General features: G+C 52.3%; 12 protein-coding genes. 8 read left to right on the forward strand and 4 right to left on the reverse strand.

Annotation, left to right across the window (positions count from 1 at the left end; genetic code table 11):
* The first annotated feature begins 125 nt into the window (after positions 1-125).
* From FQ179_RS01095 to FQ179_RS01110, 4 genes are all read left to right on the forward strand, one after another.
* On the forward strand, positions 126-1067 hold the full coding sequence (locus FQ179_RS01095) for a LysR family transcriptional regulator (RefSeq protein ID WP_149395431.1): 942 nt from the start codon (positions 126-128) through the stop codon (positions 1065-1067).
* Between the two features lie 267 nt (positions 1068-1334).
* Positions 1335-2297, forward strand: coding sequence for a TRAP transporter substrate-binding protein (locus tag FQ179_RS01100; protein ID WP_149396851.1), 963 nt, complete (start codon positions 1335-1337; stop codon positions 2295-2297).
* A 130-nt stretch (positions 2298-2427) separates the two neighbouring features.
* Positions 2428-2856: a TRAP transporter small permease gene (locus tag FQ179_RS01105; RefSeq protein ID WP_370459826.1), complete on the forward strand. Its 429-nt coding sequence runs from the start codon at positions 2428-2430 to the stop codon at positions 2854-2856.
* Between the two features lie 34 nt (positions 2857-2890).
* The gene (locus FQ179_RS01110) at positions 2891-4168 is read left to right on the forward strand and encodes a TRAP transporter large permease (protein ID WP_149395433.1); all 1278 of its coding nucleotides are present in this window, start codon (positions 2891-2893) and stop codon (positions 4166-4168) included.
* 418 nt (positions 4169-4586) lie between these two features.
* Here FQ179_RS01110 and otnI (FQ179_RS01115) read toward each other — a convergent pair whose 3' ends face one another.
* The 4 genes from otnI (FQ179_RS01115) to denD are packed head-to-tail and all read right to left on the reverse strand — an operon-like array spanning position 4587 to position 8275.
* Positions 4587-5366, reverse strand: coding sequence for a 2-oxo-tetronate isomerase (otnI, locus tag FQ179_RS01115; RefSeq protein ID WP_149395434.1), 780 nt, complete (start codon positions 5364-5366; stop codon positions 4587-4589).
* A 40-nt stretch (positions 5367-5406) separates the two neighbouring features.
* Positions 5407-6039 carry a 3-oxo-tetronate 4-phosphate decarboxylase gene (gene otnC / locus FQ179_RS01120; RefSeq protein ID WP_149395435.1) on the reverse strand — a complete coding sequence of 211 codons (633 nt, stop codon included), beginning with the start codon at positions 6037-6039 and terminating at the stop codon, positions 5407-5409.
* Positions 6036-7304 (reverse strand): 3-oxo-tetronate kinase, encoded by a 1269-nt coding sequence (gene otnK, locus FQ179_RS01125; protein WP_149395436.1) that lies wholly within the window; start codon positions 7302-7304, stop codon positions 6036-6038. Before otnK ends, otnC begins: the two co-directional genes overlap by 4 nt.
* Positions 7301-8275, reverse strand: a complete 975-nt coding sequence (denD, locus tag FQ179_RS01130) for a D-erythronate dehydrogenase (RefSeq protein ID WP_149395437.1) — start codon at positions 8273-8275, stop codon at positions 7301-7303. The genes otnK and denD overlap by 4 nt, the downstream gene beginning before the upstream one ends.
* Before the next feature lie 169 nt (positions 8276-8444).
* Between denD and FQ179_RS01135 the strand changes: the two genes are divergently transcribed.
* From FQ179_RS01135 to FQ179_RS01150, 4 genes are all read left to right on the forward strand, one after another.
* Positions 8445-9233: a FadR/GntR family transcriptional regulator gene (locus tag FQ179_RS01135; RefSeq protein ID WP_149395438.1), complete on the forward strand. Its 789-nt coding sequence runs from the start codon at positions 8445-8447 to the stop codon at positions 9231-9233.
* Positions 9234-9291: 58 nt separating this feature from the next.
* Positions 9292-10074 carry a 2-oxo-tetronate isomerase gene (gene otnI, locus FQ179_RS01140; protein WP_149395439.1) on the forward strand — a complete coding sequence of 261 codons (783 nt, stop codon included), beginning with the start codon at positions 9292-9294 and terminating at the stop codon, positions 10072-10074.
* Entirely contained in the window at positions 10067-10873 is an 807-nt protein-coding gene (locus tag FQ179_RS01145; RefSeq protein ID WP_255474784.1) for a fused MFS/spermidine synthase, read from the forward strand. The genes otnI (FQ179_RS01140) and FQ179_RS01145 overlap by 8 nt, the downstream gene beginning before the upstream one ends.
* A 340-nt stretch (positions 10874-11213) precedes the next feature.
* A complete protein-coding gene (locus tag FQ179_RS01150) occupies positions 11214-12566 on the forward strand; it encodes an NAD(P)H-dependent oxidoreductase (protein ID WP_149395440.1) in 1353 nt (450 codons plus the stop codon).
* Positions 12567-12748 lie beyond the last annotated feature (182 nt).

The following is a 12748-nucleotide window of genomic DNA, read 5'->3' on the forward strand; positions in this document are numbered from 1 at the left end:
AGGTCTCCAAATATATGCGCTCGGCGAGCGCTCGTGCTTTGAATCGAAGCTGTGCACGTTTGACATCAAGATTAGGGTACCGGGTATATGTTGTAAAGTTGAATATTTGAATTCATTTATAGATAATGCAAATAAATAGCGCCAGACTGTCTGCGCACCAATTGCGTGCCTTTGTTAACTTGGCCCAGCTTAAAAGTTTTACGCGTGCCGCAGCCGCATCCCATTTGTCACAACCTGCGTTCAGCGCTTTGATTCGTGCGCTCGAAACAGAGGTTGGTGCACGGCTGTTCGATCGTAGTACTCGGCACGTGGACCTGACGGTCGAGGGGCGAGACTTCTTTGATGGCGCTCAGCGCGTCCTCGCTGAAATAGAGGCTGCCCTGGCCAGTGTACGCGAGCGGGTGGAGCTCAAGCGTGGGCGTGTAGCCCTTGCGTTGTTGCCTTCCCTGGCTGCGGGCTGGTTGCCGGATGTGCTGGCTGCTTTCCATGCACAGTTTCCCGATATTGAGCTAGAAGTATTCGATGTTCTGTCAGAAAACTGTATCGAGAGTGTGCGCTCGGGGCGGGCAGACATTGCGATTGCCGCGACACGGGTGGATACGCCAGAGTTGCGCGCGGAACCGTTTCAGACGGATGAGTTCTATCTGGTTGCGCGACGCGGGCACCCATTGCTCGATCGCGCTAATCTCAAACCCCGAGACCTTCAGGCCTTCGACTTTATTCATTTGTCGCGTGACAGCAGCGTGCGGCAGTATCTTGATGCGGCCACGTTGCCGCTAAAGATGCGTACGCTGATTGAAGTTGATCAGTTGGCAACAGTCATGGGCATGGTGCGCGCGGGGCTCGGCATTAGCGTGGTGCCGGCACTGACGCTATTTCATTTTCAACACCCCGAAATCGAAACGCGCCTGCTACGGTGGCCTGGCCTGCGTCGATCTATTTACTTGATTAAACGGCGAGATAAAGGCCTTTCGGTCGCCGCGCAGGCGCTTTATGAGCGGCTTGTGAAAGGTCGCAAGGGAGAGTCAGTTGTGAAAACATCGCGCACTGTAAAGACCAAAGAATAGCCAAGGGCAGTCCTGCGGTGAACCATGAGTAAGTAGTTCGGCGGCACTGAGCATGCAGCCTAGTAGCCTTGAGCGATGCAGACCACCTTGCATGCTCAAGAAATCAAGGGTTTACCCCTGTGTTTTTAGCATCATCAAGTTTGCAAAAGTTGTAATACATATGTTGTAATTACTCAAGTTGTAATACAGCTTAAGTGTGATAATTATTCCGCGAATCTATTCCGGGTTATTCAGGGGGCATCTATGAAATCGTTTCACCGCAGCACGATGGTTATTGCATTGTCGTTATTGACTACTAGTTTTGCCGTAGGTGTAGCATCGGCACAGACGGTTATGCGTATCAGTATTTCTTCACCACAAAATTCCCATCAAGGCGTCGCAATCGACACCTTTGCGAAAGAAGTAGAAAAGCTTACCGATGGTCGCTATGTCATCAAAACTTTCTATGCCAGCTCGCTGGGAGCCGAACGTGAAGCGATGGAATCGGTTCAGATGGGCACGCAAGAGTTGACTTGGACATCTAGCGGTCCAGTGCCAAATTTTGTCCCTGAAGTAAAGATACTAGATGTGCCTTTTTTGTTCCGTGATTACGCCCATGCGCGCGCTGTACTGGACGGCCCCATTGGCGACGATCTATTGAAGAAATTTGATGCCAGGGGGTTCAAGGCTCTTGCCTGGGGCGAAAATGGCTTTCGTCACATGACAAACAACAAGCACCCGATTAAAGTGCCGACCGACATGCAGGGTCTGAAGATGCGCACCGTCGAAAACCCCGTGCACATTGAGGCGTACAAGGCATTTGGTATTATCCCCACGCCGATGGCCTTCAGCGAAGTGTTTACTGCTTTGCAGCAAGGTACAGTTGATGGGCAAGAGAACCCCATTTCGGTAATTACGGCTTCCAAGTTCGACCAAGTGCAAAAATACTTAACGCTTACCGGCCATGTTTATTCTCCCGGTATGTACTTAATGAACAAAGCTTCATTCGACAAACTGTCTGACGCTGACAAGAAGGCGTTTATTCAAGCTGCGAAGGTTGGGGTTCAAGCCAACCGTGACCGCATTGATTCGGACGAAAAGAACGCGGTGGCCGATTTGACTAGCAAGGGTATGGAGATCGTTGAGACGATAGACAAAGCCCAGTTTCAGGAGGCTTTAAAGCCCGTCATGGCGAGCTTTGAGAAGCAGTTCGGCAAGGACAACATGGACGCTATCCGAGCCGTGCAATAAGCTGAGAAGTATAAAGTGCCCCTTGTTCGGGGCATTTTTCCAACATTTTTTCTATCGGCCAGACGTGAAATCCGCATTCCTAAGTTTAGAACGCCGTTTGACCTCGTTATCCCTCAGTCTTGCATGCCTAATGATGGTAATTGCGGTATGCATGGGCATGGTGCAAGTACTAATGCGTTTTGTGTTCGAACTCCCTTCAGAGTGGAGCGAAGTTAGCGTGCGCATATCCTTGGTGTGGATGGTGTTTTTAGGCATCCCAGCTGCCTTTCGTTTTGGCTCCATGATGTCAGTTGATTTGATGCATCGGCTGGCTCCTCCTCGGTTTCAACGCTTCTTGGAAGGCGTAATCGCAGTGTTATCTCTAACTATGCTGGGCATTATTGCCTGGTATGGCTGGGACTACGCTCAACGCGGCGCCGTACAAACAATCATAGGTCTGGAGTATTTTTCCATGTTTTGGGCGTTCTTGGCCCTGCCTGTGGGGGCAATATTTGCCATGTTTGGTGTTGTCGGTAATTTCCTCGAACCGCGACACGATGAGCTGTCTACGGCCCTATAGCCCTTCATAAGAAACATCTAAACTCAGAGCGTTCATGTCCACAGCCATGCTTTTTACGATGATCGCCTGCTTCGCGATCTCGGTGTCAATTGCGGTATCAATCGGACTTGCCAGCGTAGTAGGTGTGCTGGTAGCCGAAGCCAACATGTTGTTGGTCGTTAAGGAAATATTTAATTCAATAAATAAGTTTCCCTTGGCCGCTATTCCTTTTTTCATCTTGGCCGGCAACCTCATGGAGACGGGTGGCATATCCCGACGATTGGTTGAGTTTGCAAAATCATTGGTCGGTGGTGTTCAAGGCGGGCTATCTGCCACATGTGTTCTCACATGCATGATTTTTGCAGCCGTTTCAGGCTCATCGGTTGCGACGACTTTTGCCATCGGCGCAATTTTGATACCGGCTTTAATCAAGCATGGCTATCCAGTCAGTTATGCTGCCGCACTACAAGCCACCTCAGCAGAGCTCGGCGGCATTATTCCTCCGTCGATTCCATTGATTCTTTATGGCGTATCCGCCGAAGTCTCTATTGGTGAATTGTTCATTGCCGGGATCGGTCCAGGTATCTTGATCGGCGTCGCGCTGATGGCTTTTACCTTGATCTATGCGCGAATTTACGGCTATGGCAAGAACGACGGCGTGGGCAAACTGAATGTGCTGGCGGCAACAAAACATGCTGGGTTCGCGCTTCTAATGCCTGTCATCATTTTGGGCGGGATTTATGGCGGAATTTTCACTCCCACAGAAGCGTCTGTGGTGGCAGTGTTCTATGCCTTGATCGTTGGTTATTTCGTTTACCGCGAAATTGATTTACCCAAATTAAAATTAGTGCTGAAAAAATCAGTGCTGTCTTCCGCAGTGATCATGTTTATCATTGCAAATGCGGGCTTGTTTAGCTTCATGCTCACTCGGGCGGGTATACCTGACATGATAGGGCGGTATCTGGCGGAGCATTTGACCAGCCCAACCTTGTTTCTGCTAGGCGTAAATGCCGCGTTATTCGTTATCGGCATGTTCATCGAAACATCCGCATCCATCATCGTTCTGGCTCCTATTCTCGCTCCGGTCGCAATGTTGTTTGGTGTTGATCCGGTTCATTTCGGCCTGATCATGGTGGTAAATCTGGCTATGGGCATGATTACACCGCCGTTCGGTGTTAATCTGTATGCTGCTTGCGCCGTCGCAAAAATATCGCTCGACCAGATCGTCCCCAAGCTTTTACCCTTTGTTCTGGTGGTGATGAGCTGTGTGCTAATAATTACCTACTTCCCGTCAATCTCGTTATTATTGCGCGATATTGTGTATCACAAATAACCCAAGGCGCAGCTAAACCATTTAACCTGCCTTACACAAGACAGAATAACTTGGTTTAATAGAACGACAAGGCGTGTCAGTGGCCATTATTTTTGACCGCACGTTCTAGGTAGGTACGGAAATAATCTTGGACTACGTGGAAGAGTAGTTCATGTATTCGTATGAAGATCGCATACGGCGATGCGGCTGTGCATCAAGCACGACAAACGCACGGCGCCAGTGATTCGGGAGCTGGGGCATCCCTCACGCAACACTCTGCCGCGCTGGTGCCGTACCCACATCAATGTTGCAGATTCAGTTAGACGCGCGTTAAGACTTTTTGCATTTTTGTCTCAGCGCTTGAGGCTGGCTTGGGTAAAAAAAATGCCTGTAACGGCGCTGAGCAGCCGTACAGGCATTTGGACTGCTCTTTGTGTATTTAGAGCTGGAGCGTTTTCACCCAACCCAGGCCGTCTGCTGTCTCTTTGGCAGGCCTGTATTCACAGCCGACCCAACCGTCATAGCCCAACTCGTCTAGCAATGAGAACAAATAAGCGTAATTGACCTCTCCCAGATCGGGTTCGTGGCGGTCGGGTACGCCTGCGATCTGAACATGGCCAATATGAGGCTGGTATTTCCGGAAGGTAGTGGCAATGTCGCCTTCCATGATTTGAACATGATAGAAGTCCATCTGGACTTTGAGGTTGAATGCTCCGACCTCTGCGCGGATGGCATGGGCCTGATCTTGATAGTTAAGAAAATACCCAGGCATATCGCGGGTATTGATAGGCTCTATTAATACGGTGATATTGTGCGGGGCGCATTCTGCACATGCATACTTCAGATTTTCAATGAAGATGGCGCGGCATTCTGCTACGTCTGAGGCGGCAGACAGCAGGCCTGCCATGGCGTGAATATTGGGAGTGCCTAGCACTTTGGCATAGGCGATGGCCTTGGCTAACCCAGCTCGAAACTCATCTTGGCGGCTAGGCAGTGCGGCTATGCCGCGCTCGCCTGCAGCCCAGTCTCCAGGCGGCATGTTGAACAGAACGTTCTTGATCTTATGGGCACTCAATTGCGCCGAGATCTCTTGCGTCGTATGTTCGTAGGGAAATAAGAACTCAACGGCGGCAAAGCCAGCGTTGGCAGCAGCCTGGATGCGATCCAGAAAAGGCTGCTCGGTGAACATCATGCTTATGTTTGCAGCAAGCTTTGGCATTGTTTTCCACGGTGATTGATATCGTAAACCTTCACGAAGCTTAGAGCTTGAATACGGCTTTAAGCTCGGCGATCTGTTCTTCGGTCAGCACCCTAGGGTTGTGCCCTTGCAATAGCAGGAAGAGTTTGGCGGTTTCTTCGAGTTCTTCGATAGCGTAAACAGCTGATTCGAGTGTATTGCCGGACACCACAGGACCATGATTGGCTAACAGGACGGCGCTGTGCTTCCCGGCCAGGCCGCGTATGGCATCGCCCAGATTTGGGTCACCGGGCCGGTGATAAGGAATCAGCGGGAGCTGGCCTATCTTCATGACGAAATAGGGCGTAAGAGGTGGGATACAACTATGGTGGTCTAGGCCGGACATACAAGAAACGGCTGCAGAATGCGTTGAGTGCAAGTGCACAATCGCCCCCGCCCCCTTGCGCTCATCGTACATGGCCCGATGCAGGAAAGCTTCTTTGGAAGGAGGGTCTCCTGCCAAAAGTTTGCCGTTCCAGTCTAATTTAGAAAGACGTGCGGGATCCAGTGTGCCCAGGGAACTATTGGTTGGCGTCAGTAGCCAACCATCGTCGGTGCGCACGCTAATATTGCCGCTGCTACCGGCGGTCAGGCCGCGCTGATGCAGGGAGGCGCCGAAGCTGCAGATTTGTTCACGTAGACGTGCTTCACTCATGGTAGAAGCTTCCATGCCTTGCTGAAAAAATCCACGCTGCCGAAGTTGCCCGATTTTAAGGCTAGCGCGATCGATGTTTCGCCCAAGCTAACTGTCCAAGGTACCCCGGGATCAATTTGTGGCCCGATGCGCAAGCTGTGGATGTTCAGTTTAGTTACCACCGCGCCTGATGTCTCGCCACCCGCTATGATCAGCTGACGTACGCCTAGCGTGACTAAACCCTGAGCGATCCTGGCGAGAGCGTCTTCAACCAGCGCGCCGGCCTGTTCAACACCCAATTGCTTTTGAGCGTGCCTTACATCATGGGCAGTAGCAGTTGCGTAAACCACCACAGGGCCTTTTTGTAGCAAAGGCTCGGCCCATGCCAATGCATCGGCCACAGCGCTTTGGCCGGCGGCCAGGCGCATGGGGTCAATGGCGTAGGCTGGTGTGCCGCGCGCGATTAGATCGGCGAGTTGAGCCTGCGTCGCCTGCGAGCAACTGCCGCAGATAACGGCACGTAGCCCGCTGGTTTGCGGCAGATTTTGCGTGGCATCCTGAGACTCCAGCACGCCTTGTGCGCGAAAGTTTTGAGGCAACCCCAGCGCAATGCCCGAACCGGCTGTGACCAGGGGCAGTTCGGAACATGCTGCACCGATCTGCAGTAAGTCGTGGTTTGAAATAGCATCGACGATGGCGATGTGTGTTTCTTCAGCCTGCAGTTGCTGGATGCGGTCACGAATGGCGGAGGTGCCCGCGGCCACGGTACTGTGCTCAATCAGCCCCACCGTTTTCTTCGTTTGTCGTTGCAGGACACGGACCAGGTTTGAATCTGTCATGGGGGTTAACGGGTGCTCGCGCATTCCGCTTTCGGATAGCAACGTGTCCCCCACGAACAGGTGGCCCTTAAATATCGTGCGTTTGTTTTCGGGAAATGCGGGGCAGGCGATGGTAAAGGTAGTTTTGAGCGCGTCCATGAGCGCATCAATTACCGGCCCGATATTTCCTTGATCAGTCGAATCAAACGTAGAGCAGTATTTGAAATAAATTTGTCGACAGCCGACATCGCGTAGCCAATGCAGTGCAGCCAACGAGTCGATGACTGCTTCGGACGCCGGATTTGTACGAGACTTAAGCGCAATAACCACCGCGTCAACATCGTTGGACAATGGCTGCGATGGCACACCAATAATTTGTACGGTTCGCATACCGGCTTGCACCAGCATACCTGCCAAGTCGGTCGCGCCAGTGAAATCATCGGCAATGCACCCCAGCATAATGGTCATGCTGCTGACTCGTCCTGAATGTGGGCACGGATAACGCTGATGAAGTCGGTGTCGGCAGTGAAGCCCATGGCTTTGGCTCGGGTTGCTTCGAAATCGCCAGGCCAGGAATTGACGATGCGTTTGACTGCGTCATCTTCAATCCACTGAATACGCTGCGTCACTTCGGTACCTGCTACGCTTTCGAGCGCGTCGACCATTTCGCGTACAGTGACTGACAACCCGGGCAGGCTGACGATGCGTGAATTTGCAAATTGTGTCGCATCCACATTGTGTCCATAAATCAGGTTTTGTACAGCCTGGCGCGGCGACATTAACCATAAGCGTGTATCGCTGCTGACCGGACATACCGCATTCTGGCCATTTATCGGTTCGCGCAGAATGCCACTGGCAAAGCTGGATGCCGCCTTGTTAGGCACACCTGGGCGTACGGAAATAGTGGGCATACGCAGAACACGACCGTCGATGTAACCCCTGCGGCTGTAGTCGTTGACCAGTAGTTCACACATGGCTTTTTGCGCGCCATAAGAACTCTGAGGCATCAGACCCATGTTGTCTGGCACCTTTGCGGGAAGATCGCCGCCAAACACCGCGACGGAACTTGTAAATACCATGCGCGGTTGCGTACCCAGGGCTCGCGCTCTGTCCAGAATTTGACGTGTGGCATCGAAATTGATCTTCATGCCCAGATCGAAATCGACCTCGGCATGGCCACTGACGATTGCGGCCAGGTGAAAGATGCTGTCAATTGAGGGAATGATTATTGCGTCAACGATTTTTGGATCAGAGATGTCGCCTTCAATGATCTCGACGCGCGAATCTGAAAAGCCGACGGGTGCGACAACGTCTACCAGAGTCATACGGGTGATTTTTTCAGGTTGGCCACTGGGCCCGATCAGCGTGCCGACATCCAATAATGTTCGGGCAAGCTTATTGCCTAAAAAGCCCGCTGCCCCTGCGATGACGATATGCATCTGCGTGTTTTCCTGAAAGTTGTCATACAAATTAATACGCAGTTTATGGATTAATCTGTATGATGTCAACACCAAAAAAACTGTTTTATCTAGCGGGAATTCGTTATAAAACCATGTGTAAATGGTCTGTGGCGGGCCCTCTAATTAACTGATACATAAGGGCTTTTTCATGGGTGATATGCACGGACCTGGAATCGAAAAGGTGCAAAAATCAGGCACGCTTGCAGACCAGGTAACTGATGTGCTGCTGCACGAAATTCAAGAGAATAAGTTTCCTGTGCACTCGCGTCTTCCTTCCGAGGCCGAGCTGACCAAGCGCTTTGGGGTAAGCCGCACGGTTATTCGTGAGGCTGTTTCGCGCCTAAAGTCAGAAGGTTTGGTCGGTTCCCGCAGAGGCAGCGGTACACGCGTACTCGAAGCAAATATTGCCAAGCCGTTTCGGCTTGACGTGAATCTTCAAGACTCTGTTCTGGCTGTGTTGCGCGTCATCGAACTACGCCGTGGCGTTGAAGCTGAAATGGCTGCGCTGGCGGCCGAACGTCGTACTTCTGCGCAAAACTCGCGTATAAAAAAAGCGTTCGACAATATAAGGAAGGCAGAAATCGAAGGCCGTGACGGCGTGGATGAAGACGTAGCTTTTCATACCGCCATTTCACAGGCTAGCGGAAACCCGCTGTACACCTCATTGCTTTCTTTTTTAAGTCAGTATTTGCGGACCGCGATGCATGTGACGCGCACCAACGAAGCGCAGCGCCAAGACTTCAGTCGACAGGTTCATAGTGAGCATGCCGCGATCATGAAGGCGATTTCGCGCAAGGACCCTGCTGCGGCGCGTGCGGCCGCCCTGCATCACATGGAAAACGCCGCTATCCGTATTAAGGCGGCCGATGCCACGTTCTGGACCCCCGACATGGGCAAGGTGGCGCAACGGTTGATAATACCCGGCGACACGCGTTGATACGTCAGCGTCAAGCTACAAAAAATTAAAAAACTGACCCCTCTCACTTGGATTTTCTATGCTGAAGTTTTCTGCCAACCTCACCATGATGTTTACGCATCTTCCTTTTATTGAACGTTTCGAGGCAGCCGCCAACGCTGGTTTCAAGGCAGTAGAGTTCTGGTTCCCCTATGCGCATACCCCAGAAGAGATCAAAGCGGCGCTTGATGCTAATGGGTTGTCGTGTGTGCTGTTCAACATGCCTCCGGGTGATTTCGACGCCGGTGAACGCGGGATCGCCTGCCTGCCCGGGCGGCAGGTTGAGTTCATGGATAGCGTTAGCCTGGCAATCGAATACGCTTCGATCATAGGCACGCCGCGTCTGCACGCGATGGCCGGACGAATGCCCGATGGCGCTGATCGTGCCAAATACGAAGCTGTCTACCTAGAAAATTTGCGATACGCTGCCGCTGAAATCGGTAAGTACGGCTTTAAACTTATGTTGGAAACCGTTAATACGCGTGACACTCCCGGCTATTTTTTAAACTACCTGTCTGACGCGGAGAAGATCCGTCAGGACATCGGCAGCGATAACGTTAAATTGCAGTTGGACATCTACCACGTGCAGGTTATCCAAGGCGACATCACCATGAATCTGCGCAAACATTTCGCGCAGATTGATCACATTCAGTTTGCCGGCGTCCCCGATAGGGCCGAACCAGATGTGGGCGAGCTGAACTACCCTTATATTTTCAGGCAGCTAGAAGAGCTTGGCTATGATGGTTGGCTAGGATGCGAGTATCGACCGACCACAGGAACCATGGAGGGGCTAGGATGGATCAAGCCTTGGTTAGTTGACTGAAGACCAAAAACTCACCTATATCATGCAGCACGTCTTTAACCCTGTTGCCCAGCCAAGTGCAACCAGCGCGGGCAGCATTAAGCTGCTCGAAGAGGAGGGCGTGCGCTATCTGCATTTTGGGACGCCCTGGGTTCAGGGCGCGATGCGTCTTGATGCCCCGTACGCCCTCGAAATTGAATACATCCAGCAAATGATGATGTGGATGCTGTTTATGGATCAGCCCAGGCATATCGTGCAACTGGGTTTGGGGGCGGCTAGTCTTACCAAGTTTTGCTGGAAGCAGTTTCCAAAAAGCCGGGTAACGGCCGTTGAGCTCGACCCGGCTGTCATTGAAACCTGTCGCACACACTTTGGCCTGCCCAGTGATGATGAGCGGCTGACCGTGTTGGCCATGGACGCTCTGGACTTTGTTCGAGACCCGGCCCGGCATGGCACCATCGACATACTGCAGGTAGACCTTTACGATGCCCTAGCCGTTGGCCCGGTGTTAGGTTCTGCCGAGTTTTATCAGGCGTGTGCTGACTGTCTGACGCCTGAAGGCATACTCACTATCAATCTTTTCTGTGATTACCCCGAACATCTCGATCACCTGAATGTCATCGGTGATGTTTTTCATGCCACAGCCAATCTGCCTGAGGTTCACGACGGCAATATTGTAGGCATTGCCTTCAAGAGCGCTCCGTCAATAGATTTCAGCGATTTGTACTGGCGAGCACATTGCATCGAAAAAAAATATGGCCTGAAGGCTGAGTCGTGGGTTGACGGTTTAGAGGCCTGGATGGCGGGCGTTGATCGGTAAAGGTTATTCCTTTGTAGGACACCGGTTTGGTCGTGTGTTTGATTAGGTTCTGAGAAACACTGTTCATAAGGTTACTCCTTGGCGTTTTCGCGCTGGTTGATAAAGTCTCGCTCATTTATCAAACCGGGTAACCTCACTACCTCAGCAAATCAAAACCACCACGGAAAATATTCTGGCTAGCGCGGGCTGCCGCTTTTTATATCAGGCTAGAGCAAACCCCTAGTTACCAAATAGGGGAATGCAGAATACCGTATCGGACATTATTCATTTATTGTGCCGATCTTATGCGAGCTCGGTGCACCGACACTATCCCAGGCCTGCTTGGGTGGAGACCTAAGTTATGAGCCTTTATCAGAAGTTGTTGCAGCGCGCCGAAGAGGGACGCCCGGTTCGTGTGGCCTTAATTGGTGCCGGTAAGTTCGGCGCCATGTATCTTGCCCAGGTTCCGCGTACACCGGGCGTGCATGTGGTGGCCATTGCCGATCTTTCGCCTGTCGCTGCACGTGCCAACCTGCAACGTGTGGGGTGGGAGGCTGAACGCGCTCAGGCAAGCTCAATGCAGCAGGCACTGGCGCAGGGCACCACCTGGATTACTGACGATTGGCAAGCGCTGATGCGCGAAGATGCCATCGATATTATTATCGAATGCACAGGCAACCCCATCGCCGCCGTCACGCATATATTGGCGGCCTTCGAGCACGGCAAGCACGTTGTAAACGTAACGGTCGAGGCAGATGCTTTTTGCGGTCCGTTGTTGGCAAGCCGTGCAGCCGAGGCAGGGGTTGTTTATTCGCTGGCCTTTGGTGATCAGCCTGCCTTGATCTGTGATCTGGTTGATTGGGCACGCACCTGTGGGTTTCCGGTGGTGGCAGCGGGGCGGGGCCATAAGTGGCTGCCTCATTTTTCTGAGTCAACCCCCGAAACCGTATGGGCAAACTACGGCCTCACGCCTGAGCAAGCTGCCCGGGGCGGGCTAAACCCCAAGATGTTCAACAGTTTTCTTGATGGCTCCAAGCCATCGATTGAAAGTGCTGCGGTGGCTAACGCGACGGGCTTGACCGTGCCGTCCAACGGATTGCTGTATCCGCCAGCAAGCGTAAAAGATATTCCGTACGTCACCCGGCCGATCAGCGAAGGCGGTGTGCTGGAGCGCAAGGGTATGGTCGAGGTGGTGTCTTCACTGGAGCCCGACGGGCGCGTCATCGACTATGACATCCGCATGGGGGTATGGGTTACGGTCGAGGGCGAAACAGAGTACATCCGCAACTGCTTTGAAGAGTACAACGCACACACGGATCCCTCGGGGCGTTATTTCACGCTTTATAAGCGCTGGCATTTAATTGGGCTGGAAGTAGGCATGTCGGTCGCCAGTGTCGCGCTGCGTGGCGAATCGACCGGTGTCGCTCTTAGCTGGCAAGCGGATGTCGTGGCAACGGCCAAGCGTGATCTTCAAGCCGGAGAAATGCTTGATGGTGAAGGCGGGTATACGGTGTGGGGCAAGCTCCTTCCAGCCGAGCGCTCGTTAGAACTGGGCGGGGTGCCTTTGGGTCTGGCGCATGGCGTGAAGCTGCTGCGGCCAGTTAAAAAGGGGCAAAGCCTTTGCTGGGACGATGTAGACATGGATGTGTCGACACCTGCCTATAAGCTGCGAAGAGAAATGGAATCGATGTATTCGATGGAACCGTCGTCATAGGCGTTTTTTGGTAGCGTAGCAGTTAAGACGTGACTGCGTTCTTTGTTGTGGATTGGCAGTGGCGCTGCGCTGAAAGAAGTGTTTTTATTATGCGGTGAATGGCAGGGCGACGAGTAGTACGAGCATACTTTTGGTTAAAGGTTAAACAAGAATGCGCGATAATGCGGTATTCCTACTTTAAG

Source organism: Pusillimonas sp. ANT_WB101, assembly GCF_008369125.1.
In the GTDB taxonomy this organism is placed as follows: Bacteria; Pseudomonadota; Gammaproteobacteria; order Burkholderiales; family Burkholderiaceae_B; genus Allopusillimonas.